The organism is Streptomyces sp. NPDC001194 (genome assembly GCF_042896985.1).
GTDB lineage: Bacteria > Actinomycetota > Actinomycetes > Streptomycetales > Streptomycetaceae > Streptomyces.
In genome coordinates this window covers 1-23,876 of the sequence record NZ_JBIAXU010000016.1, presented here as the reverse complement: position 1 = coordinate 23,876, position 23,876 = coordinate 1, and the positions used below count along the sequence as shown (strand labels likewise).

18 protein-coding genes are annotated in these 23,876 nt (G+C 75.0%); 10 read left to right on the top strand and 8 right to left on the bottom strand.

The features are described from left to right. The first annotated feature begins 9 nt into the window (after positions 1 to 9). Complete coding sequence (locus ACFY1T_RS26520; RefSeq protein ID WP_390790385.1) at positions 10 to 1,545, top strand: MFS transporter; 1,536 nt, start codon at positions 10 to 12, stop codon at positions 1,543 to 1,545. Between the two features lie 21 nt (positions 1,546 to 1,566). Here the strand turns inward: ACFY1T_RS26520 and ACFY1T_RS26515 are convergent, their stop codons facing one another. After that, positions 1,567 to 2,901, bottom strand: coding sequence for a tetratricopeptide repeat protein (locus tag ACFY1T_RS26515; RefSeq protein ID WP_390790384.1), 1,335 nt, complete (start codon positions 2,899 to 2,901; stop codon positions 1,567 to 1,569). A 153-nt stretch (positions 2,902 to 3,054) separates the two neighbouring features. Here ACFY1T_RS26515 and ACFY1T_RS26510 point away from each other — a divergent pair, with 153 nt between their 5' ends. Continuing rightward, complete coding sequence (locus ACFY1T_RS26510; RefSeq protein WP_390790383.1) at positions 3,055 to 4,410, top strand: M64 family metallopeptidase; 1,356 nt, start codon at positions 3,055 to 3,057, stop codon at positions 4,408 to 4,410. A gap of 10 nt (positions 4,411 to 4,420) precedes the next feature. Here the strand turns inward: ACFY1T_RS26510 and ACFY1T_RS26505 are convergent, their stop codons facing one another. Together ACFY1T_RS26505 and ACFY1T_RS26500 are read right to left on the bottom strand one after the other, a co-directional pair. Next, positions 4,421 to 5,572 (bottom strand): serine hydrolase domain-containing protein, encoded by a 1,152-nt coding sequence (locus ACFY1T_RS26505; protein ID WP_390790382.1) that lies wholly within the window; start codon positions 5,570 to 5,572, stop codon positions 4,421 to 4,423. A 96-nt stretch (positions 5,573 to 5,668) separates the two neighbouring features. Further along, complete coding sequence (locus tag ACFY1T_RS26500; RefSeq protein ID WP_390790381.1) at positions 5,669 to 6,238, bottom strand: HPP family protein; 570 nt, start codon at positions 6,236 to 6,238, stop codon at positions 5,669 to 5,671. A 184-nt stretch (positions 6,239 to 6,422) separates the two neighbouring features. On the opposite strand from ACFY1T_RS26500, the gene ACFY1T_RS26495 reads away from it, so the two are divergent. Together ACFY1T_RS26495 and ACFY1T_RS26490 are read left to right on the top strand one after the other, a co-directional pair. Beyond that, entirely contained in the window at positions 6,423 to 6,644 is a 222-nt protein-coding gene (locus ACFY1T_RS26495) for a hypothetical protein (RefSeq protein WP_390790380.1), read from the top strand. A 68-nt stretch (positions 6,645 to 6,712) separates the two neighbouring features. Then, positions 6,713 to 7,801, top strand: a complete 1,089-nt coding sequence (locus ACFY1T_RS26490) for a GNAT family N-acetyltransferase (RefSeq protein WP_390790379.1) — start codon at positions 6,713 to 6,715, stop codon at positions 7,799 to 7,801. Here ACFY1T_RS26490 and ACFY1T_RS26485 read toward each other — a convergent pair. Together ACFY1T_RS26485 and ACFY1T_RS26480 are read right to left on the bottom strand one after the other, a co-directional pair. Next, positions 7,795 to 8,262, bottom strand: a complete 468-nt coding sequence (locus ACFY1T_RS26485; RefSeq protein ID WP_390790378.1) for a peptidase inhibitor family I36 protein — start codon at positions 8,260 to 8,262, stop codon at positions 7,795 to 7,797. The two genes, ACFY1T_RS26490 and ACFY1T_RS26485, sit on opposite strands and share 7 nt — an antisense overlap. A gap of 63 nt (positions 8,263 to 8,325) precedes the next feature. Further along, on the bottom strand, positions 8,326 to 9,261 hold the full coding sequence (locus ACFY1T_RS26480) for a hypothetical protein (RefSeq protein WP_390790377.1): 936 nt from the start codon (positions 9,259 to 9,261) through the stop codon (positions 8,326 to 8,328). Between the two features lie 168 nt (positions 9,262 to 9,429). On the opposite strand from ACFY1T_RS26480, the gene ACFY1T_RS26475 reads away from it, so the two are divergent. The 4 genes from ACFY1T_RS26475 (at position 9,430) to ACFY1T_RS26460 (ending at position 15,792) form a co-directional block, all read left to right on the top strand. Further along, positions 9,430 to 12,270, top strand: coding sequence for an XRE family transcriptional regulator (locus tag ACFY1T_RS26475; protein WP_390790376.1), 2,841 nt, complete (start codon positions 9,430 to 9,432; stop codon positions 12,268 to 12,270). A 626-nt stretch (positions 12,271 to 12,896) separates the two neighbouring features. Continuing rightward, the gene (locus ACFY1T_RS26470) at positions 12,897 to 13,889 is read left to right on the top strand and encodes an isopenicillin N synthase family dioxygenase (RefSeq protein WP_390790375.1); all 993 of its coding nucleotides are present in this window, start codon (positions 12,897 to 12,899) and stop codon (positions 13,887 to 13,889) included. Positions 13,890 to 13,987: 98 nt separating this feature from the next. Then, the gene (locus ACFY1T_RS26465; protein ID WP_390790374.1) at positions 13,988 to 15,169 is read left to right on the top strand and encodes an alpha/beta hydrolase family protein; all 1,182 of its coding nucleotides are present in this window, start codon (positions 13,988 to 13,990) and stop codon (positions 15,167 to 15,169) included. Between the two features lie 89 nt (positions 15,170 to 15,258). After that, positions 15,259 to 15,792 (top strand): GNAT family N-acetyltransferase, encoded by a 534-nt coding sequence (locus ACFY1T_RS26460; RefSeq protein WP_030864110.1) that lies wholly within the window; start codon positions 15,259 to 15,261, stop codon positions 15,790 to 15,792. An 80-nt stretch (positions 15,793 to 15,872) separates the two neighbouring features. Here ACFY1T_RS26460 and ACFY1T_RS26455 read toward each other — a convergent pair whose 3' ends face one another. The 3 genes from ACFY1T_RS26455 to ACFY1T_RS26445 form a co-directional block, all read right to left on the bottom strand. After that, entirely contained in the window at positions 15,873 to 16,520 is a 648-nt protein-coding gene (locus tag ACFY1T_RS26455) for a hypothetical protein (protein ID WP_390790373.1), read from the bottom strand. Between the two features lie 79 nt (positions 16,521 to 16,599). Next, entirely contained in the window at positions 16,600 to 16,914 is a 315-nt protein-coding gene (locus ACFY1T_RS26450; protein ID WP_390790372.1) for a hypothetical protein, read from the bottom strand. Continuing rightward, complete coding sequence (locus tag ACFY1T_RS26445) at positions 16,911 to 17,636, bottom strand: HNH endonuclease family protein (RefSeq protein ID WP_390790371.1); 726 nt, start codon at positions 17,634 to 17,636, stop codon at positions 16,911 to 16,913. Before ACFY1T_RS26445 ends, ACFY1T_RS26450 begins: the two co-directional genes overlap by 4 nt. Positions 17,637 to 17,910: 274 nt before the next feature. Here ACFY1T_RS26445 and ACFY1T_RS26440 point away from each other — a divergent pair, with 274 nt between their 5' ends. Both ACFY1T_RS26440 and ACFY1T_RS26435 read left to right on the top strand, forming a co-directional pair. Beyond that, positions 17,911 to 18,780, top strand: coding sequence for a DUF4132 domain-containing protein (locus tag ACFY1T_RS26440; protein WP_390790370.1), 870 nt, complete (start codon positions 17,911 to 17,913; stop codon positions 18,778 to 18,780). Next, on the top strand, positions 18,777 to 23,732 hold the full coding sequence (locus ACFY1T_RS26435) for a DNA-binding protein (protein ID WP_390790369.1): 4,956 nt from the start codon (positions 18,777 to 18,779) through the stop codon (positions 23,730 to 23,732). Before ACFY1T_RS26440 ends, ACFY1T_RS26435 begins: the two co-directional genes overlap by 4 nt. Positions 23,733 to 23,876 lie beyond the last annotated feature (144 nt).

Below are 23,876 nucleotides of genomic sequence, written 5' to 3'. Positions count from 1 at the left end.
CGGAACCCCATGCACGCCCGCCGTCCCACCGCTCCACTCGATCCGCGCCGGTGGATCGTCCTCGCGATCCTCTCCGGCAGCCTGTTGCTGATCTCGATGGACACCACGATCCTCAACGTGGCCTTCCCCTCCCTGGTCGGCGACCTCCGGCCCGGCGCCGTGCAGCAGCTGTGGATCATCGACGTCTACGCACTCGCCCTCTCCGGCCTGCTCGTCACCGCCGGCGCCCTCGGCGACCGCTGGGGACGCAAGCGGCTGCTCATGGCGGGGTTCGCGATCTTCTCCGTCGCCTCCCTGATCGCCGTCTTCTCCACCGAGGCCTGGCACGTCATCGCCGCCCGCGCCCTCCTCGGCATCGGCGGCGCGGCGATCATGCCGGCCACCCTGTCGATCCTGCGCAGCGTGTTCACCGACGCCAAGGAGCGGGCCTTCGCGCTCGCCGTCTGGGCGGCCGTCTTCGGAGGCGGCATGGCCTTCGGCCCGGTCGTCGGCGGGCTCCTCGTCCAGGACCACGGCTGGCACTCCGCCTTCCTGCTCAACCTCCCCGTCGCCGCCGTGATCGTCGCGGCCGGCCTGCGCTACCTCCCCGAATCCCGCTCCCCGCGCAGCGGCGGCCGCTGGGACTGGTGGGGCGTCGGCCAGTCGATCGTCGGCATGCTCGCCCTCGCGGGCGGAATCAAGCAGCTCGGCAAGAGCGGGATCGCCGATCCGCTCCCGTGGGCCCTGCTCGCCCTCGCGGCCGTCGCGCTGACCGTCTTCGTACGCCGCCAGCTGCGCCTGGACCACCCGCTGCTCCAGGTCCGGCTCTTCGCCAGGCCCGCCTTCGGCGTCGCCGCCACCGCGATCTTCCTGCCCATGGTGGGCATGGGCGCGATCCTCTTCCTCGTCACCCAGTGGTTCCAGTACGGCCAGGGCTACACCCCGCTCGAAGCCGGCCTGCGCCTGCTGCCCGCCCCGCTCGCCCTGATCTGCGCCTCGATGGTCGCCCCGACGCTGATGCAGCGCTTCGCGATCCGGCACGTGCTGGGCGCCGGACTGGTGCTGCTGGCCGCCGGCATGGCCCTGCCCTGGACCTTCCAGCAGTTCGCCGACCTCGGCTACCCGGCGTTCGCCGTGGCCCTCACCGTCATGGGCCTGGGCGCCGGCATCGCCACCACCGTCGCCTCGGTCACGCTGATCTCCACCGCACCCGCGGAGGAGGTCTCCAGCGCGGCCGCCATCGAGGAGACCTGCTACGAACTCGGCTCGGCCATGGGCGTCGCCGTCCTCGGCAGCACCGCGGCCGCCCTGTACCGGGGCAACCTGCCGGCCCTCGGCCTGGACGACGCCACCTCGGCGGCCGTCCACGAGTCGGTGGGCGCGGCCGCCCACATCGCCGAACGGCTGGGCGGCGCGGTGGGCGAGGGTCTGATCGAGACGGCCTCCCGGGCCTACACCCTCGCCATCACCCCGGCCTTCCTCCTCGCGGGCCTCCTCGTCGTGGCCGCGGCGGCCACGACGTGGACGATGATCCCGCGCGATCTCCGCCCCACCGAGAACCACTGACAGGGCCCGCGACCGCCGGCGTCACCGCCGCGGCGGTGACGCCGGCGCCGGGCCCAGCGTGGTGGTGCCCGGCGCCGCGCGGTGGCCCAGCCCCGTGCGGTACGCGTCCAGCGCGGCCTCGATCCGGCCCGTACGCCGCAGCAGATCGCCCAGCAGCCGGCACAGGTCCGCCAGATCCCCGCTGGCCCCGCTGCGTTCCAGCAGGGTCAGCGCCTGGACGTAGTGCTCCTCCGCGGCCTCGGCCTCCCCGCGCTCCTCGGCCATCAGCCCGAGCAGCCGGTGGGCGCCGCCCGCGTGCACGGCGCCGTGGCTGTCGCCCAGTTCCAGCAGCCCGGAGAGCAGCTCGGCGGCCTCCTCGCAGCGGCCCAGCCGGCGCAGCACATCGGCGAGTTCCACCTCGACCTGCGCCGTGTACAAGGCGGCCCGCTTCGCCGCGAGGATGTCCCGTGCCGTGCGCAACTCCGCCTCCGCGGCCGCCAGACCGCCGTTCTGCGCCTGCACGTACCCGCGCATCCAGTGGCAGTGCGCCAGATCGGTGCGCAGGCGCAGCTGCCGGTAGATCGCCTGGGCCTTGGCGAGGGAAGCGTCCGCGTCCGCGGGCCGGCCCGCGGTGAGGAACGTACGAGCGACCTGCCGGTGCATCCCCGCCACCAGCGCCGGATCGGCCACCTCCGGAGCCAGCGCCAGGGCCAGCTCGGCGGCGTGCGCGGCCCGGGCGTGCGCGCCCATGTCGATGTACGGGCCGATCACGGCCGCGTACAGCAGCACCAGCGCCTCCGGATCGGCCAGCCCGCTCGCGTTCAGCTCGTCGATGGCGGATTCGAGCAGGTAGCAGGCGTAACGGAGTTCCCCGGCGAGCAGGTGCGCGACGGCCCGGCCGCGGATCGGGCGGGCCCTGCGGGGCAGCGGCTCGTCGGCCAGCAGCCGCTCCGCCGACTCGAAGTGACCGATGGCGTCCGGCAGTTCCCCCGCCTCCAGTGCGCAGTCGCCGAGGCCGAGCAGCGCCTCCGCCCGCTCGGCGTCGAGGCCGAGCCGTTCCGCCTCCGCCAGCAGCTGCCGGTACCGTACGGCCGCCTCGGCGGCGTCCCCCGTGGCCAGCGTCTGCTGGGCGTCGGTCAGGGCCAGGCGAAGCTCGGTGGCCAGATGGGCGGGGCGCCCGGTGGCCAGCTCCTCGTACGAGGTGCCGAGCCGCTCGGCGAGGAAGCGCAGGGCCGTCTCGGAGGGCCGGACCTTGCCCGACTCCAGGGTCGAGATGTAGGCGGAGGTGTACGAGGGCTCCGCCAACGCCCTTTGTGTCAGCCCGCGTTCGGCGCGCATGCGCTGAACCCTGCGGCCGATCTCTGCCGGTTCGTCCATGTAGACCCCCTGATCGCTCCAACTCCCCATGGTGCAGGGGTCGTCGGCCATTGCGCACCTCTCGCGCGCCCCCTAGTTTAAGCAACTGGTTCAGCGCACTTATCGAGCCGCTTAACTTCCGGTGACTTCCGGCCTCTTCCCGGGGAGAACTCCATGGACGCGACCCTCCGTCTGACGCTGCGCGCCGCCTTCGCCGCGGCCTGTACGACGGCCCTGCTGCTGGCAGCGGGCCCGCTCGGCACGGCAGCCGCCGCGCCACCTCCGATACCGGTGAAGTCCGGGACAGAGGTGGAGATACCCGGGCCCGAGGACGGCACGGCCGCCGGATCCGGCCACGTCCGCGTCCCCGCCGCAGGGCGGGCGAAGAAGGCCCCGCAGCTGTCCGAGGCCGATCGGGCGGCCGACGGCGAGGTCGCCAAGCCGGTCGACAACGGGTCCACCGCCGACCGCCTCGACATCGTGGTCGTCGGCGACGGTTACACCGCCGCCGAGCAGGACCGCTTCCACGCCGACGCCCGGGCCAAGTGGGCCGAGATCACCGCGGTCGAGCCGTACTCCACCTACCGCAACCTCTTCAACGTCTGGACGGTCGACGCCGTCTCCCACGATTCCGGCGTCTCCGGCGACCCCACCCCGGCCACCGTCCGCGACACCGCCCTCGGCTCGTACTTCTGGTGCGAGGACATCGAGAGGCTGCTCTGCATCGACCAGCCGAAGGTGGACGCGTACGTGGCGAAGGCGCCGGCAGCCGACCTGGTCCTGGTCCTCTCCAACAGCACCAAGTACGGCGGGGCCGGCTACAACGAGCCCAGCGCCACCCTCGGCTACGAGGGCATCTCCACCGCCTCGGCGGGCAACGCCAAGTCCGGCCAGGTCGCCATCCACGAGACCGGCCACTCCCTGGGCAAGCTGGCCGACGAGTACTTCTACCCGGGCACCCCGGGCTACGAGAAGTACGAGGGCCCCGAGCCCGCCGACTCCAACACCTCCACGCTGCCCGCCGACCGGATGGCGGCCGAGGGGGCCAAGTGGTACCGCTGGCTCGGCGCGCAGTCGCCCGACGGCGGCACGGTCGGTGCGTACGAGGGCGGCGGCTACTACGTCACCGGCCTGAACCGGCCCACCGACGCCTCGATCATGCGGGTGCTCGGCAAGCCCTTCAACCTGCCGGGCGCCGAGGCGATGATCGCCGGCTTCTACCAGCACGCGAAGATCGCCACACCGATCACCCCGACCGGCCGCACCCTGCGGCTGCGCAACACGGCGAAGGTCTCCGTACCCCGGCTCGCCGGTACGGACGCCCGGCAGCCCGACGTCCGCTGGTACCTGGACGGCCGGGAGCTGAAGCGGTTCGCGGGCCGCACCGAGGTCGCGGTCGCCGAGCTGTGGCTGTTCGACCTGCGCACGCACAAGCTGTCGGTCACGGCGGAGGACCGCACCCCCTCGGTCCGGGACCCGAAGATCGCCCGCACCCTGAAGTCCACGGTCGACTGGAGCGTCCGCCTGTAGGACGTGCGGGTCAGGCGCCGGCCGCGTACGTCCAGACGTCGCGCATCACGGCCGGCGGGGTCGGACCGTCCATCTCGCGCTGGGTGAGCACGACGGAAACGGTGCCGGTGGCCGGGGTGACGTGGCCGGCGGTTCCCGTTCCGCCGATCCAGCCGTACCGCCCCGGCGCGTTCCACGGGTCGCGGGCCGTGACGTCGACGGAGCCGCCGAACCCCCAGCCCTGGCCCTCCAGGAACAGCTCGCCGGCGGTCCGCTGGGCCGGGGTCAGCCAGTCGGTGGTGATCTTCCGTACCGACTCGGCCGACAGCAGCCGCCCCCGGTCCCCGTCCAGCGCCCCCTGCGCGAGCAGCATCCGGCCGAACGCCCACCAGTCGTCGGCGGTCGAGACCAGGCCGCCGGCACCGGAGGGGAAGGCGGGAAGGCTGCTCCACTGGCCGTCGGGGGCATCGGCCAGGGCCAGGCCGTCCTCGCCCCCGCGGTAGAAGCTCGTGAACCGGCCCAGGTCGGCGGCCGGGACGCTGAACCCGGTGTCGGCCATGCCCAGCGGCTCGAAGATCCGCTCGGCCATGAACTCGGGCAGGGACTGGCCCGAGACCCGGGCGATCAGCACGCCCAGGATGTCCGAGCAGGTGTTGTACAGGAAGGCCTCACCCGGCTGGTACAGCAGCGGGATGCCCGACAGCGTCTTGAGCCACTCGTCCGGCCCCGCGACGTGCTGCGGCTGCGGCGGCCCCTGCTTCAGCTCGCCGACCAGCGGGGCGAGCACGGGCAGCGAGAAGTCGGACGGGAACCCGTACCCGGCGCGTGAGGTGAGCAGGTCGAACACGGTGATCGGGCGGTCGGCGGGCACCAGGTCGTCGAGCGGACTCGAGGGTGTCCGGGCCACCAGCGGCGAGGCCAGCTCCGGCAGCCAGGGCGCGATCTCGTCCTCCAGGGCCAGCAGGCGCTCCTCGACGAGCGCCATCGTGGCGGCGGCGGTCACGGGCTTGGTCATCGACGCGATCCGGAAGATCGAGTCCCGGACCATCGGAGCCGTGCCCTCGAGGTCGGCCGAGCCGACGGCCGCCACCTCCACCCGGTCGCCGCGGGCCACCACGCCCACCGCGCCGGGCAGCGATCCGCTGCTCACGTGCCGTTCCAGGATGTCGCGCAGGTCACTCATCACTCCACCTCTCCCGATCCCGCTCCGGATGCCTCCTACAGACTCCCGCAGCGCCGCGCATTCATCGGCCGGACGCGCGGCGGACGACCGGACGGGTCACCACCAGTAGGCGGGGTACCTGGGTGCCTTGCGCCGGATGCGTGAAGCGGCGTACCCGGTCAGGACGAGCAGCACCGTCGCGCCGAACAGCAGGGGGACGAACCGGGCGGGGTCCGGGCTCTGGAGCACGATCACCACGGAGGTCGCGCAGGCGGGCGAGTGCGGGGTGCGGGCGGCCATCAGCAGCGCGAGCGTCACCCCGGCCGCGACGGCCGCGGCCCAGGCGCTGTCACCGGCGGCCGCGAGGGCGCCGTAGCCGACGGCCGTGCCGAGCAGGTGGCCGACCACCACACCGCGGGGCTGGGCCAGGGGCAGGGTGGGGGCACTGTGCACGAGGGCGGCGCTGGCGGCCAGCGGCGGTATGAGCACCGGCTCGTGGAGCAGTGCGCCGATCCCGACGAGCCCCAGCAGCACCGCCGTCACGGCACTGATGCTGTGGAACGCCGCCGCGGTGGTGGGGCGGGCGGGAGCCCGGCCGGCGGTGATCCGGGCGCGGACCGGTCCGCCGGCGGACTCGGGGGCGGGGGTGGTGGCTGAGGGGGACGGGGACGGCAGGACGGTGCTCATGTACGGATTTCCGGGGCAGGACGACGGGGCGAATGCGGTCGAGGCGGCACGGAGGCAGGGTGATCAACCGCGGCCCCGGCCTGGCGCCTGTCTGGTACGGCCGGCGCTGACCGGCTACGACCTTATCCGTCAGGTGTGCGGGGCCCGTCCCGGGGGAGGGATACGGACACGGGAAGGACGAGACATGGCCACGCACGCCCACGATCCGAAGGTGCCCCCGGCCGCCGCCGTCCCCGCGGCCCCGGCGCCCGCCGGGCCCGCCGCCCCGGCTCCCGGGCACGCCGAGGGCGGTGAGCCCGCCTGCCTGCTCCACCTGGTCTGCCCCGACTGCGGACGGCTCGCCGACGAACGGGGCGCCCGGACCTGCTCCCGCTGCGGCGGCCCGCTCCCGGACCCCGGTCCCTGACGCCCCGCAACCGCGCGCGGCGTATATCCGGTGGCCCGGGCCCGGGCGGCGGTCCTAAGGTGCGGGCCATGACGATCATGGGCTCCGAAGCCGTAGACCGATCCGTTTCCCTCACCGCACAGGCACTGCGGAAGGTGGCGCACCTCGACTGGTCCGCCCCCGCCGCCGGCCTGGAGTGGAGCTGTTACGACACCGCCGTCCACGTGGCGAGCGATTTCACCGGGTACGCCACCCAGCTCACCGGGCGCTCGACCAGCGGGTACGCCCCCTTCGACATCAGCGCCGCCCCCGGCACCACCCCCGAAGGCCTGATCCAGGTCATCGAGGCCACCGGCGGGCTGCTGTCCGCCGCCGCGGCCGTGACCGACCCGGGGGTCCGGGCCTGGCATCCGTACGGCATGGCGGGCCCGGACGGATTCGCCGCGATGGGCGTCGTCGAGACGCTGCTGCACACCCACGACATCCTGAACGGTCTCGGCGTCCACGACTGGGAGCCCGACGCCGACCTCTGCGAGCAGGTGCTCGACCGGCTCTTCCCACAGGTGCCGCGCGACATCGCCGGACCGTGGCCGACCCTGCTCTGGGTCACCGGCCGGGGAGAACTCCCGGGCCTGCCCCGCCGTACGGCCTGGCGCTGGTACGCCGAACCCGTCGCCACGGAACGCGTCGTGCTCTGCGAGATCTCCCCGCTGGTCGCGGGCGACCTGCGCGACGGCGGCACCGGCGGCTTCGCCTGGGCCGAGGACGGCCCGGGCCAAGGCACCCGGGTCGCCTCCGGGATGGTGGCCAAGGCGCGGGAGGAGGGTACGTTCCGCCCCGGGTGGGGCGCGTACGCCATCGTCCGCACGCAGGACCGGCGCGCCATCGGCGGGATCGGCTTCCACGGCGCCCCCGACGCCGAGGGGAACGCGGAGGTCGGCTACGACCTCGTACCGTCGGCCCGCGGCAACGGCTACGTCACCGAGGCGCTGAAGGGGCTGGTCGCCTGGGCCTTCGCCCAGCCCGGCGTGACCGCGCTGCACGCCAGGGTGGACGCGGACAACGCCCCCTCCCACGGCGTCCTCGTCCGGGCGGGCTTCGAGCGGACGGGCTCCGCCGAGGACGGCGGAGCCCGGTACACCCTGCGGGCGGCTGCTCTGGGGCGGCCCGCTCAGTAGCCGCAGTTGTTGACCCACTTGTGGGAGGAGATGCGGTCGTTCCACTCCCACGGGACGTTGCCGGCACCGCCGTTCGGGGCGCAGGTGGAAGCACCGCCGTAGCCGATGTTCTCGTAGACGCGCACGTCCCCGAAAGAACCGGCGTACCCGTTGTTCCACCAGGACGAGGCCCGGTCGTTCATGTTGAAGTTGCCGCCCGCCCCGCAGGTGCGCCAGTCGGAATCGTCGCCGCTCCAGCCGCACGAGTGGCCGCCGCGGTTGGTGTCCTCCCAGACCCAGTAGTTGCCGTCCGCGGCCGCGCCGGACTCCCCGGTGGTGGCGGACTCCCCGGTGGTGGCGGAGGCCCCGGTCGACAGGGAGGCCCCGGTCGTGGCGGCCTCGGCGGCGGTCACCGTCGCGGGAACGGCCAGCAGCGGTACGGCGAGCGCGCCGGCGAGCAGCAGGGTGCGGAACGTGGCCATGGGATCCTCCGGATGATGATGGGCTCGGTGCCCTGTCGTGTGGTGCGGTGCCGTGTTCTTCACTTACGCGCCTTCTTGACTTACGCGGCGCGCCGTCGCCAGCGCGCCGTTCTGGAGCCGCCACCTGAGCGCGATCTCCTCCCGGTGCCGGGCCCGGAGCCGATCGCCGTAGGTGCGGTCCAGAGCCTGGGAGACCCGGGCCAGCGGGGTGCCGGTCGCGCAGGTCGCTTCGATGACGGCCAGTTCGGCCTCGGCGGCGTCCGCCTCGGCCGGCGGCATGCCCTCGCCGAACCGCGCCGCCGCCTGCCGGGAGGCATCGGGGTCCGCGTACGGGCGGCCCGCCGCACGCATGCACGCGGCCCACTGCCCGACGGCGTCCGCGTACTGCCCGTCCTCGTGGACGCGCGTCTCCCGTACCGGCCGCAGGTTCATCGTGACGACCTTGACGCGGAACCAGGTCGCCAGATCCCCGTAGAGCGTGCGCTCGGCGTCGGCGATGCAGCCCTCGGCGGACGCGGTGATGGTCATCCCGGTGGGGGCGGTGGCCGAGAGTCCCACCGGGGCGGAACCCATGAGCGCGGTACGGGCGGCAGCCCGCCCGGATGCCGACAGCCCGCGGAAGTACCGCTGGTTGGGGTCGTCCTCCCGGGCCCGCGCGGCGGCGCGCTGGTCCCGGCCGCCGTAGCCGTGCGCCCGCGCCCACTCGACGTCGTCCACCCCGTACGGGAAGGACCGGGCGGTCTCCTCCGGGGCCTCGGTGACGGCGTACGGGAACCCCCGCCCGTCCATGCACCGGCTGATCAGGATCTGCTCGGCCCGCTCCAGCAGCCGGGTGTCGGCCGCACTCGGCTCGCCGGCGGCGGCGGGCGGGACGGCCGGGTCCGCCGCGGCCCGGGGCGACGGGCCGGACGGCGCCCCGGTGGCCGATCCGCATCCTCCCAGGAGCAGGAAGGCCGCCACGGCGGCGGCCGTGGCCCGGACGGGTCGGTGTCGTTGCATCGCTGTGCTCCCTCCTCTCGCGGCGACGGCGACGGCGGCGGTGGTGCGGTGAACTCAGGTCTAGCCGCGATCCGTTGTTCGGCGTCGGCGTGGTGGCAGTGAACAAACAATTGCTGAACAATCCGCACCAGAGGGGCGGAAAACCCACCGGGTGGGAAAGGGGAGGACATGGCCCGCAAGGAGCGTCCGCTGGAGGGGGAGGACGGACCGCTGCGGCAGTTCGCCGCCGCCTTGCGCCACCTGCGCCACGAGGCCGGATCCCCGCCGTACCGGGATCTGGCGGCCCGCGCCCACTACTCGGTGGCGACGCTGTCCGGGGCCGCCTCCGGCCGGCGCCTGCCGAGCCTCGACGTGACGCTGTCGTACGTCCGGGCCTGCGGCGGCGACGCCCGGGAGTGGGAGCGGCGCTGGCACGACGTCGCCGTGCGGCTGTCGGCGCAGGCGCCCCGGCCCCGGGAGGAGCCGGGGGAAGCGGGCGGGACGGGGGCGCACGAGACTCCGTACGTCGGCCTCGCGGCCTTCCGCACCGCGGACGCGGGCCTGTTCTTCGGCCGGGATCGACTGGTCGAGGACCTCCTCGCGACCCTCGCCCGGCAGCGCGTCGTGGCCCTCGTCGGCGCTTCCGGAGCCGGCAAGTCCTCCCTGCTGCACGCCGGACTGCTGCCCCGGCTGGGCGCGCAGGACCCGCACCGCGCCGTGCACGTCCTGACCCCCGGGCCGCACCCGCTCGGCCGGGTGCGGCGGGCCCTCGCCGCGCACCGCACCGACGACCGCGAACTCGTCCTGGTCGTCGACCAGTTCGAAGAGGTCTTCGCGGTCTGCGCCGATTCCGACGAGCGCGCCGGCTGCATCACCGCCCTCGCCGAGGAGGCCCGGCGGCCCGGCTCCCGCTGCCGCGTCGTCCTCGGCGTGCGCGCGGACTTCTACGCCCACTGCACCCGGTACGCGGCCCTCGTCGAGGCCCTGCGCGACGCCCAGGTCCTCGTCGGGCCGATGAGCGCGGCCGAACTGCGACGCGCCGTCGTGGAGCCCGCCCGCAGGGCCGGCCTCACCGTCGAAGGCGCCCTCCAGGCCACGCTCGTCGCCCACGCCCACGGACAGGTCGGCGCCCTTCCCCTGCTCTCCCACGCCCTCCTGGAGACCTGGCGCCGCCGCCGGGGCACCACCTTGACCCTGGACGGGTTCCACGCGGCGGGCGGCTTCGAGGGCGCGCTCGCCCAGTCCGCGGAGACCCTCTACGCCTCCCTCTCCGTACGCCGGCAGCGGCTCGCCCAGCAGGTCTTCGTCCACCTCATCGCCCTCGGCGAGGGCACGGAGGACACCAAACGCCCCGTCGCCCGGGACGAGCTGGACGAGGACGCCGACACCGCGGCCGTCCTCACCCGCGCCGCGCGACTGCGCCTGCTCACCCTCGACGACGGACGGGTCGAACTCACCCACGAAGCCCTCATCCGCGCCTGGCCCCGGCTGCGCGGCTGGCTCACCGACGACCGCGAGCGCTTACGCCTGCACCGCCGCCTCACCGAAGCCGCCCGCGCCTGGGAGGCCCTCGGCCGGGACCCCGGCGCCCTCTACCGCGGCACCCGGCTCGACCTCGCGCGCGACCTGGCCGCCACCCGGCCGATCGGACTCACCCCGGTCGAACGGGCCTTCCTCGAAGCGAGCACGGCGGCCGAGGCCGCCGCGGGAAGCGCCGCCCGGCGCCGCGCCCGCCGGCTCCACGCCCTCGTCGCGCTCCTCGCCGCCCTCGTGGTGGTGGCCGGGGCCGCCACCGGCAACGCCGTACGCGCCGAGGACGAGGTCACCCGGCAGCGCAACGACGCCGTCGCGCAGAACCTCGCCGACAGCGCGACGGACCTCGCCAACACCGAGCAGGGGCTGGCCGTCCAGCTGGGCCTGACGGCGTACCGGCTCTCGCCCACCGCCAAGACGCGCGACGGCCTCGCCAGCACGCTGATGACCGCCACGCCCGTGCACGCCAAGGAGGTCCTCGCGCTCGCCTACCGCCCCGACGGGCGGCAGCTGGCCACCGCGAGCGGCGACCACACCGCCCGGCTGTGGCGGGTGCGCGGCACCGAAGCCCCCGTGGCCGAGGCCACGCTGAGCGGCCACGGCGACGACGTCCGGACCGTGTCCTACCGGCCGGACGGCCGCACGCTCGCCACCGGGTCCGCCGACGGGAGCGTCCGGCTGTGGGACACGGCGGACCCGTCCCGGCCGGCCGTGCTGGCCTCCCTCACCGGGCAGGGAGGTGACGTGCGCTCCCTGGCCTACAGCCCGGACGGCAGCCGGCTCGCCACGTCCGGGACCGACGGCAGCGTGGGGCTGTGGGACGTGGCCGACACCGCCCGCCCCGCCCTGCTCGCACGGCTCGCCGGACACCGGGACGCCGTCCGCTCCGTCGCCTTCAGCCCGGACGGCCGTACGCTCGCCAGCGCCGGCGAGGACCGGACCGTACGGCTCACCGACGTGGCGGACCCGCGGCGGCCGGAGCCGCTGGCCGTCCTGGAGGGCCACGACAGTGCCGTGTTCTCGGTGGCCTTCGCCCCCGACGGGCACACGCTCGCCGCCGCCAGCGGCGGCCGTACGTCGATCCGCCTGTGGGACGTCACCGACCTGCGGCATCCCGCCCCGCTCGCCGTCCTCGCGGGCCACACCGACGTCGTCGGCTCGGTGGCGTTCAGCCCCGACGGGCGGACGCTCGCCAGCGCGAGCGACGACCGTACGGTGCGCGTGTGGAGCGTGGCCCGGCCCGCCCACCCCGGCCTGCTGACCACGCTCACCGGCCACCTCACCGCCGTCAGCTCGGTCGCCTACAGCCCGGACGGCGCGGTGCTGGCCTCAGGCGGCTTCGACACCACCGTCCGGCTGGCCGGGACCGACGAGGCGCGGGTCATCGCCGGGGCATGCGCGCACACCGGGCCGCGGATCACCCGCGCCCAGTGGACCGCACACCTCCCGTACGTCGCGTACTCGCCACCGTGCAGCGGCTTGGAGCAGCGTCCTTAGACATCGCTTCTCATGGCGGTTCCCGTGGACCGGCCCCTGCCGTGATACTGCCGGGGTGCTGTTGACATGGATCGCCGAGGTGGCGGACGAGCCCCTGGTGCTTGAGCCGACCGACCGGCAGGTGGAGCTGCGCACCAACACCTGGTGGCTGAGTGCGGCGGAAGGGGGGGGGTGACCGACAGCGAACCGGGGTTCACCGCCTGGGCGGACCCGGAGGCTGTGCAGAGCGACTCGGAGGGGACCGAGACCGAGCCGCAGAACGCGCCGGTTCCCGTCTGGGTCAGTAGCGTCGGAGCCGCACGCTGACGGGTTCCGCCCGTCCGCACGGACACGTCGGCGGTAGCGGGTGAGGGCTGCGGGCCATGCCGGCGAAAGCGGGGACGCGTTCGGCGATGCGTTCGTGCCGGCGGTGGAGCCGGCGACCCACCGGCGGCGGCCGAGCCGCTGCGAGGACTCGACTCCCCTGCGTGTGTGAGCGGCCCCCGTTCTGCCGCCCGCGGGCACGCACCGAGACCGGTCCGGCTCCACCGGGTGCCGTGGGGGTGCCTTGTCGATCAGGCCGAGCGGGGGCGGCGGGCGATAGCCTCGGGGTGGACGCCCTTCACCGGCTCGGAAGGCAGGCCCCGATGGCGAGTTCTCCGATTTCCTCCGCTTCCGCCCGTTCCGGGGTTCCCGTGATCGACCTCGGGGCGTGGCGGTCCGGCGAGGCCGGGGCGCGGGAGCGGATCGCCGCCCGCGTCGACGAGGCCCTCCAGGCCGCCGGGTTCCTGCTGATCACCGGGCACGGGGTGGATCCGGGGCTGGCCGCGCGGATCCGGGCGGCCGCCAAGGAGTTCTTCCGCCGGCCGGCCGGGGCGAAGGAGCCGTACGCCGTCGCGGTCGGCGGCCGCGGCTGGCTCGGCCCCGGCGCCGAGGCCAACAGCTACGCGGAGGGGGCCGCCTCGCCGCCCGACCTCAAGGAGTCCTGGTCCTGCGCGGCCGACGAGCCCACCGGGAACCCGTCCGTGGACGCCGAATGGTTCCGCCCGAACGCCTGGCCGGCCGAGGTCCCGGCGCTGCAGCCGCTGGTCGTCGAGTACGTCGCCCGGATGAGGGCCCTGTCCGACGAACTGCTGGAGCTCCTCGCCACCGCGCTCGGCCTCTCCGACGACCACTTCACCCGCCACACCGGGCACCCCACCTGGGGGTTCAACCTCAACTGGTACCCGGGCACCGAGGTGCTCGGCGAGCCGCTGCCCGGCCAGTTCCGGATCGGGGCGCACACGGACTTCGGGACGGTCACCGTCCTCGACCGCGAGCCGGGATCGGGCGGACTCCAGATCCACACCGACGCCGACGGCTGGCAGGACGCCCCGTACGACCCGGCGGCGCTCACCGTGAACATCGGCGACCTGATGGCCCGCTGGACGGGGGACCGGTGGCGGGCCGGGCGCCACCGGGTGCTGCCGCCGCCGGCCGACGCACCGGCCGAAGAGCTCGTCTCGCTCGTCTACTTCTACGAATGCGACCCGCACACCCGGGTCGAGTCCCTCCCGGCGCCGATCGGACGGGTGGTCCACGATCCCGTGGACTCCCACGTCTACCTGCGGGCGAAGCTCGACGCGATCACCGTGTCCTGACCTCCTCCCGGAGGGGGAGCCGGGTGTCCCGCAGGGGGAGGCCCCGCTCCTCCCGTGAGGTGACGATCGCGCACGGCTTCCTGCGTAGGTTCGACGTCATGAATCGACGCCGCACCGCCGCATCCCTCGCGTTACTCGCCCTCCTGCTGCCGATGCCGCTGGTGGCCGCCGGCACTGCCACGGCCGCCCCGCCGCCGGCGGCCGCCTCCGCGGATTCCCGCGTGGTACTGCCGCAACTGCCGAGTCCCACCGGCAGGTTCGCGGTCGGCCAGGAGACCCTGCACCTCGTGGACCGCAGCCGGACCGACCCCTGGGCGGGGTCCGGGCCGCGCGAGCTGATGGTGACCATGCGCTACCCGGCCCAGCGCGGCACCGGCGGCCCGGTCCGGCCCTGGCTCACCTACGAGGAGGCCCGGCTGCTGCTGGCCGACCGGCAGCTGGAGGAAGCCGTCGCCGTCGAGAGCCTGGTCGGTACCAAGGCCCACGCCCGCTCCGACGCCCGTCCCGTGGCCGGCCGGTACCCGCTGATCGTCCTGTCGCCCGGATTCACCGTCCCGCGCGCCACCCTCACCTCCCTGGCCGAAGAGCTCGCCTCCCGCGGCTACGTGGTCGCCGCCGTGGACCACGCGTACGAGACCTCCGGAACGGCCTTCCCCGGCGGACGCGTCCTGACCTGCCTGGCCTGCGCGAAGATCGGCAGCGAGGAGGGAGCCAAGCAGGTCACCGACAACCGGGCCCGCGACGTGTCCTTCCTGCTGGACCGGCTCACCGGCCGCCACCCGGCCTGGCACAACGCCGGTCTCATCGACCCGGGCAGGATCGCGATGGCCGGGCACTCCATCGGCGGCTCCGCGGCGGTGGCCGCCATGGCGACCGACCCGCGGATCCGGGCCGGGATCGACATGGACGGCGGGGTGTTCTCCCCGGTCCCGGCGGGCGGACTCGGCGGCCGGCCCTTCATGCTGCTCGGCGCGCAGGAGTCCCGCCCCGGCAACACCGGGACCGGGGAGGCGAGCTGGGACCCCAACTGGAAGCGGCTCGACGGCTGGAAGCGCTGGATCACCTTCGACGCCTCGAACCACTTCACCTTCACCGACTGGCCCACCATGAGCGACCAGCTGGGGCTGCCCCCGCTGTCGCCGCTGGCCGGAGCCCGTTCGCTCGACCTGACCCGGCGCTACGTCGGCGCCTTCTTCGACCAGCACCTGAAGGGCATCCCGCAGCCGCTGCTCGACGGCCCGGGCCCCGAGGCGCCGGAGGTCCGCTTCCACACCCCGTGACCTGCGGCCGGCGCCGATGGCCGGGCCCTCGGCGGCCGCCCGCGCGGACCCGATTACCGCTGGTGGGCGGTGTTCGGCAGGATGGGGGCATGACCGAGATCCGCACCCCCCGCCTGCTCCTGCGCCGCTGGACCGACGACGACCTCGTCCCCCTGTCGGAGATCAACGCCGACCCGGACGTCATGCGCTGGATCGGCGACGGCTCCACCCTCGACCTGGAGGAGACCGCCGAGGAGATCGAGCGGTGGGAGGAGGAGTGGGACGAGGAGGGCTTCGGCCTCTTCGCCGTCGAGCTGCTGGCCTCGGGCGAGCTGATCGGGGCGGTCGGCCTGACCGTGGCGCAGTCCCCGCCGGAGGCACGGGACTTCGTCGCGGTCAGCTGGCGGCTCGGCAGGCCGTACTGGGGTCAGGGCTACGCCTCCGAGGCGGCCCAGGCCACCTTGGAGTTCGCCCTCCAGGACCGCGGCCTCGACCGGGTGATCGCGGTGAACCGGTCGGGCCACGAGGAGTCCGAGAACGTGATCCGCAAGCTCGGCATGGTGCTGGACCTCGACACGACGGACCCGGAGCACGGCCACCTGCTCCAGGTCCACAGCATCGACCTCACGGAATACGAGGCCTGACCCGAGGGCCCTTTCGCGGCGGCCGGCGGCGGGGGCGACCGGGGCGGCCGGGGCCGGGGCCGGCGGGCCGGGCCCGCGGCTCAGGGCCTGCGGAACCAGCGGCGCCGCGGTGCGGCCGGCGGGCCGAACGGCGGGAGGGCCTTGAAGCGCTCGTCGAAGACCACCGTCGCGGCGATCCGCCGCAGCGCGCCGCGGACCAGCGTCAGCGGGTGCCCGGGGAACTCCGCGTCCCACTCCTCGAGGTCGGCCACGTGGTACGGCAGGCCGCCCGTGACGTCCGGACCGTACGGATGCGGGAGGAAGTAGTCCTCGTGGCCCACGCGGGCACCGACGACGGCCTCCCGCATCCCGGTCGTCCCCTGTTCGCCCGCCTGCACCTTGATCACCGTGCTGCAGCCCGCCTTGGGCACGGTCCAGGAGGCGAGGAACACCAGCCCGTGCTCGGTGCCCGGCCGCCGGATCTTGACCAGTTGCCGTACGGCCGGGACGGAGTCCACCTCGCCGGGAACGGCCTCGATCAGCCCTCCGCCCGCCCGGGCCACGGACCGGGCGAGGCCGTGCCGGAGCCGGTCGGTCTCGTCCAGCGGCGCCGGCAGGTCCGGGACCAGGGGGAAGAAGTGGACCGAGAGGACGAGGCCCTTCTCGTCCGTCCAGACCCCTTGTTCACGCTCGGTGAAGCCGGTGAGGTCCATGGCCGTGATCGGTGTCGGTGTGGATATCGGTGTCATGGGGATCATGATGCTGATCACCGGCCGGGCCCGCGCGGGCGGGTCGGGCCGGGGCGGCGGGTCAGGCCGGGGCGGCGGGTCAGGCCGGGGCCGGTCCCGCCGGCGCGACCGGGGCTTCGGCGGCGTGGCCCGTACGGACCGCGGCGAGGGCGGCGGCGTGGACGGCCGCCGGGTCCCCCTGGTGCGCAACCGGGCTGCCCGTCAGCACGTACCACTCCTCCGCGTCCTCGTACTGCACCTCGATCCGGACCAGGCGGCCGTCCGGGAGCACCGTCGTACGCAGGGTCAGCGGGCCCGTGATGACGCCGACCTCGTCCGTCATCGCCCCGCCGGGCCCGGCCAGGACCGCGTCGCACCACTGCTGTCGTCCGCCGCCGTGCTGTCGTCCCGTCATGCCGCGCAGCTGTCCAGCATCGCCCCGAGCATCTTCTTCTCCGCTTCCGTCACGGTCAGTCCGTAGGTGGATTTCACGGTGGTCCAGGCCCGCCCGTACTGGCACCAGCTCGCCTTGTCCGGCGGCTGCCACAGGTCGGGGCTCTGGTCGCCCTTCGAGCGGTTGGTGACCGCCGTCACCGACAGCAGCTGAGGGTGGGTCAGGTCGTTCGCGAAGGCCTTGCGCCGGGCGGCGTCCCAGCCGGCCGCGCCCGAGCGCCAGCCCTCGGCGAGCGGCACGATGTGGTCGATGTCCATCTTGGACGCCTCCGTGACCACGACCCCGTCGTACAGGCTCTTCCAGGTGCCGGAGACCGCCTTGCACTCGGAGTCCTGCTTCACGTCCGTGCCGTCCCGCTTGAGGACCACCTCGCGGGTGTCGCACTTGTTGCCCTGCTCGGCCCAGTGCGTGAACTTGGCCCGGCTGTAGCCGGCCATGGTCCCGGGCTGCGCGACCTTCAGCGCGGCCAGCTGGGTCCGGGCCGCCTCGACGCCGACCATGCCGGGCAGCACGTCCCCCGAGGCCGGTTTGGCGTCCCCGCCGCCGGGAGCGGAGGACGAGGTGCCGGCCGCCGAGGGCTTCGCGTCCTTGCCCGGCGCGGCGCCGGTACCCGAGCACCCGGCCGCGGCCAGCAGCACCGTCGCCGCCAGGACCGCACCCCGTACACGTATCTGACGTCCCATGAACCCACCCCGAGCCGGTCCCGCACCGCACGCTGTCCCGCAAAGACTACCCAGAACCGGACATTCAACCGGACGACCAACCCGCCCGGGACACGCCGCCGTCGAGCCCCGCGCCGTCCCCGCCGCCGGGGCGGGCGCCGAGCGGGGCCCCTCGGCGGGCGTTGTCAGTGGCTCTCGCTAGTCTCCCGACATACCGCAGCTCAGGGGGGATTCCTTTCCCCTGGCCGACGCTGCGCGCATCCGGGATTTCGGGCAGTCGGAGGGGCACGTACTGATGGCATGGCTGGCAGCGGGCGAGGGGTACGAGATCGCCCTGGTGGAAGGGAAGGTGGCGGCGCGCTCAGCCACCGGCCGCACGGCGGGGAGGCAGTTGAAGACGCTGCCGAAGGCCCTGCGCGACCATCCCGAGGTGGACCGGCTGCGCCGGCTCGCCGAATGGCTGGACCGGCACGAGGCCGCCTGCACCGCCCAGGTGGACACCTGGATGGTCTCCTCGCTGCCCGTGCCGACGGCGCTGCTCGCCCGGGTCTGGCCCGACGAGGCCTGGCAGGGCGCGCTGCGCGACATGGCGGTCGTCGGGGACGACCCGGACGAGGTGGGCTTCCTGCGGGACGCGACCGCGGCCGGCGAGCTGAAGGTGGTCAACCTCGACGGCGAGACCGTACGGCTCTCCCCGCGCACGGTGACCCTGCCGCACCCGGTGCTGCTGCCCGACCTGGACGACGTACGGGACTTCGCGGCCGAACTCGGCATCGTGCAGCGCGTCGAGCAGATCCACCGGCCGACCTGGGAGAAGCCCGAGGGCCTGGCGGCCGCCGCCACCGAGGTGCGGGACTACGCGGGCGGGGTCTTCGCGAGCCGGTTCGGCCTGGCCGCGCGGGCGACGGGACTCGGCTACCGGGTCTCCGGCGGCTACGCGACCTGCAAGGTCCGCGACACCGGCCCGGGCACGGAGGCGGCGGTCTGGATCGGCGAGCCGTACTACGAGGACGAGACGAGCACCGGCGCACTGAGCTGGCACGACGAGAACGGCCGGGCGGTGCGCCTGACGGAGGTCGGACCGGTCGCCTGGTCCGAGGGCATGCGGATGGCCGCGGCACTGTACGCCGGGCGCAAGATCGAAGAGGGCGGGGACGCACGATGAGCACCACCACCGGCACCACCAGCGCGACCGGCACCGGGGCCGACGCCGAACTGCTCCTCAAGGCCGGCGCCGTGCTGCCGAGCGGCACCGAGGGCGCGGGCCCCTCGGCGGTCGACCTGACCGCACGCACCTACCGCCACGCCGCCCTCCCCGACGACCGCGTCGTCGTCCGGCTCGCCGCCGCCGAACTGGGCCCGGCCGAGGACCTCGCCGCCGGCTTCCTGGGACTCGTGCTCGACGAGGAGGAGGGCGCGCCGCCCGTGGTCGGCCTCGGCCAGCGCCAGGCCCTCGGCTTCCCCGAATGGGTCCTCGTCCACCACCCGCAGGACGGACACCACGCCCTCGCCGTGGTCCCCGAACTCGACCGGCTCGCCCGCACGGCCAAGACCAAGCCCAAGGCCGCCCTCGACGCCTGCCACGAACTGGCCGGCCGGCTCGGCGCCGCCGTCCCGCACTTCCTGCCCGTCTTCTACGAGCAGGCCGCCCGCATCTTCCTCGCCGTCGAGAACACCACCTACGCAGCGCAGCTGTTCGGCCGCGCCCGGACCAGCGAGGCCCAGCACGGCCTCCCCGTCGACGAGGACCGCCTCGACGGCGTCTTCCTCGAATTCGCCCTGGTCGGCGCCCTCCCGGTGAAGGTGCTCACCGGCTACGCCAAGGAGCTGTCCGCCCGCGTCAGCCCCGCCGAGGCCCACGAGCGGTTCCGCCGGCTGTGCGTGCGCCGCACCGCGGGCGGACTGCCGCCCTCCGCGCAGGCCGCGACCGAACTGCGCCGCCTCGCCCGCGCCGCCGGCCTGAGCGGCACCGAGGCCGAGCAGGACTACCTGGCCGAGCTGCTCCCGCTGCCAGCCACGCTGCGCGCCGCGTACGGCTGGTGGAAGGCGCACCGCAGCGCGCTCGTCGCGCTGGCCCGCCGGGTCCCGTCCGTACGGGGCACCCTGCTCGGTCTGATGCCGCCCGGCGGCGGTGACGGCGAGCTCTCCGCGCTGTGGCTGGGCCTGCTGGAGGAATCCGGCGCCACCGACGGGCTGGTCCGCGCCGACCTGCCCGCCGAACAGCGCTGCTCCGACGGCGCCGCCGGCTGGCTGGAGCGCTTCCACGCCGCCCGGCACACCGGCTGGGGTTCGCGCCCCACCCTGCCCGCCCTGCTCGACCTCGTCGCCCGCGCCGCCGACCGGCTGCGCGCCGAACTCGCCGAGCCCGGCCGCGAAGCGGGCCTGAAGGTGGGCGTCGAGGACGCCGACCTGCTGGACCTGCTGCTCTCCCTGGACGTCCCGGTCACCGACCCCGAGCCGGACTCCGGCTCGCGCCGGCGCCACGACCAGCTGAACCTGGCCGACTGGGCGCGCTCCGACCAGCGCCGGGACCTGCTCGCCATCGCCGCCGACCAGCGCTTCCGGCCCTCCTTCCGGCGCGCCGCGTACGGCCAGGGCGGCGACGCCCACGCGGTGGAGGTCATGCGGCTGCTCGCCGCCTCGCCCGGCGGCCGCCCGATGCTCACCGAGTGGATGCGGGAGGTGGCCGCCGCCTCCACCGCCGCCGGCCTGCCCGGCCTGCCCGACGCCATCCGCCGGCTGACCTGGCTGCCCGCCGAGGCCCTCGAACTCGCCCGCGAGGAAGTCGCCCTCGCCGCCGCCGCCGACCTCGGCGAGACCCTCGCCCGCACCCTGCGCACCGGCCTCTTCGAGGAACTCTCCTGGCCCGCCTGGGAGAGCGCCGTCGCCGAGATGACGCCCGGCGGCCGGGGCGGGAACGATCTGACCGTCGTCGAGGCCTGGCCCCACCTGATCGTCGCCAACTCCCAGCAGGTCCGCGTCATCGACGCCGACTCCACCGTGCTCACCCACGACCTGCGGGCCGCGAGCAGCAACGCGCGCCGGTACGGATTCCACTACGTCGACGGCGAACTGCTCGTCTTCTGGGCCCACTACGGCAACGGCGGCGTCGAGGGCTACTGGCACACCGACCCCGGCAACGTCTTCACCGTCGACATCGACGGCGGCTACTGGAACCTGCGCTCCGAGGACATCAGCCTGCCCCTGCCCGGCGGCGGCCGCACCACCGGCGGCGGGGTCCTGCACGCCGGTGACACCAAGATGCCGGCCGAGCGGCGGCTGCTGTCCGACGGGACCTCCTACTGGGTGTGGCAGCGCCGCGACCAGGAACACGAGGGCGGCTGGCGCGAGTACGACCCCGCCGGCGGAGCCCTCGGCCGCTTCTCCGTGCCCGGCTTCCTCGCCGACGTGCCGAGCGCGCACCCCGGCAACGGCAACACGATGCCCGCCCAGTCCTGCTGGCTGCGGCCCGCACCCGCCGTCGAGGGCTCGGTGCTCGGCGCGCCCGCGGACGGCCTGCTCGGCTGGAGGGCCGTACGCGTTCCCGGGCGGGGCTGGGAGGCCTCGGACACCGGCGGCCGCAGGGTCGCCGTGCCCGAGGGCGCCGAGATGCCCGTCGCCGCGCTCACCTTCCCCGGCGACGAGCGGCCGCGCGCACTCACCCACCGCTGGCGCGAGCTCAGCATCAGCGACCCGGAAGGCGTGGTCACCGCCCAGTCGCGAAGCGACTACCGCACCGCGGCCTTCGCCACCGGCAGCGTCGAACTCCCGCCGCTGCCCTTCTGGTACGCCCTGCGCCCGCGCGACCCGGAGGCCTCGGCCGCCCTGCGCGCCGCCGACGGCGCCTCGATCGGCGTCCTGCTCAAGGCGGCGGCCGCCGCCGAGGCGGCCACCGATCTGCCCGACCTGGTCCGCGCGGCGCTGCCGCAGGTCACCGCCCCCCAGCTGATCGGCGGCATCGTCGAGGTGCTGCGCTTCGCCCTCACCCAGCAGGAGGCGCTGGACGGGGTCGCCGCCCGGCTGGACCCCGACTCGGCGGCCGGCGACCGGGAGCCGGAAGGCCCCACCGACGAACTGATCGCCGAGGCGCTGCACGGGCTCGTCGGCACCGGGTACTACCGCTGGGGCGCCCAGAGCGACGTCGCCCACCGCTACCTCGACGGGCTGGTCCGGGCGGCCGCCGACACCGAAGCCGCCGCCGTGCCGGGCCGGCTCCACTTCGACCTGCCCGCACTGCCCTACTCCGCCCTGCCGTTCACGCCGCTGCTCGACCAGCCCGCGGCGATCGCCTACCGGGCCGTCGCCGTAGGCACCACCGAGGAGCAGCGGGCCGCGCTGTTCTCCCTGCTCGGCCGCGTGGACGCGCTCGGCCTCGACTCGGCCGAGGGCTCCGCGGGCCACTGGCGCCGGGTCCTGGTCCACCTCGACCAGCGCCACCTGCACACCCCCGACGGCATCGAGCGCAACACCTCGCACCGCAGCCTGCTCCCGCTGGGCGGCGGAGCCGTCCTCGGCCTCACCGAGCACGACGTGTCCGTGACCGACGGGCACGAGTTCGGGGCGCTGCTGTACGACCCGGCAGGCCGCTTCACCGTGCCCGGCCCCTACACCGTGCGCGGCGCGGCCCCGCTCGGCGACCGCGAGCGCGGCCCCGGCTGGCTGACGGCCTTCCTGACCGAGGCCGCCGAGCGCGGTCCGGCGCCGTTCTTCCCCGAAGCCGCCGAGGAGTTCGCCCGGCTCACGGGCGTCTCCGCCACCCTCGCCCGGCTGCTGCTGGCCGGTCTGCCCAACATCGACAGCTACGAGCACCACTTCCTGCCGGCCGAACTGCGCACGGCCCTCGGCGTCAAGGCCGCCGACGCGAAGCACGCCCGGTCCGAGCTCAAGAGCCTCCAGATCGAGGTGCGGCGCGAGGTCGTCGCCGCGCTGCTGCCCGCCGACCCGGCGCGGCTGTGGACCGAAGGCCCGGAGGCGGCGGCCGCCGCGCGGGTGTGGAACGACCGCGTGGGCCGCCGTACGCCCGTCCCCGAGTGGCTGCTGGCCGAGGCCACGCGCGCCGCGAGGACCGGCTGGTCCACGCACCGGGCGCTGGCCGCGGTCCTGGACCCGGCGCAGTCGACCACGTTGAGCGCCGACGTCGCCTGGGAGGTCAAGGGGGACCACGTCGAGCCCCGCGAACCGGCCACCGAGCCCTTCACCTCGACCGTCCTGGTCGGCGCCCTGACCCTGGCGGCATGGATGGCCCACCGGCTGCCCGCCGGGGACCCGCTGCGCGCCGCGCTGCCGCCCGCCCTGACCGCCGTACGGCAGCGGCTGGCCGCACCCGAGCTGATGCTCGGCATCGGGCACTACGCCAACCTGCCCGACTTCCGGAAGGCGGCGGGCACGCCGACCGAGACGGGAGAGGGCTACGAGCGGTACGGCGCGGTCGTGATGGCCACCGCGGACGACCGGCCCAAGCCCGCGCTGCGGACCGCCCTGCTCGACTCGACCGGCTCCGACCCGTACCTGCCCGCCCTTCGCGGCGAGGACCAGCTGCCCTCGCCGGAGGAGACGGCGCTGCGGGCCGTCCACGACCCGCGGTTCGCGCAGCTCCTGGCGGATCCGGGCGCGCCGGCCGGCGGCGCCGCCGACAAGGACGGCACGTGGTGGCCGCAGGACCCGAGCCGCTCGGTGCCCGAGCTGGTGGCGGAGGTGTCCGAGGCGCACGGGCTGGGCGCGGACGCGGCCGCCGTGTACCTGGCGCTGCTCGCCATGCCCGACCCCACCGACCGCAACCTGGCGCGCTGGACGGGCTGGAAGCCGGCCCGGCTGAAGGCGGCCCGCGCCGAACTGGCCGCCACCGAGCTGGTGGTGACCGCCTCCCGCACCCGGGCCGGGCGCACGCTGTTCCTGCCGGGAGGCTGGGCGGAGATGTCCTCGCCCGTGCTGCCGGTGGAGCGGTGGAAGCTGCCGATGTACGGGCTGGCCCCGGGCGGGCGCCCGGCGCTGGGGGTGCTCGTGCCGGACGAGCCGGCCGCCGACCTCTACCGGCGGGCCTGGCAGCGGGTCCGCGAAGGCGACGTACCGCGCTTCGAGGCCCTGAAGGTCAAGCGCACCCGCGCACGCCGCCGCTGACGCCCGAGCCGGACGCGGGGGGGCGCCCCCCCCCCCCGGGGGGGGGGCCCCCCCCCCGCCCCCCCCCCCCCACCCCCCCGCCGGGGGGGGGGCCCACCCCCGCCAGGCCCAGACCGCCCCCACCCGTCAGAGCCCCCCCCCCCC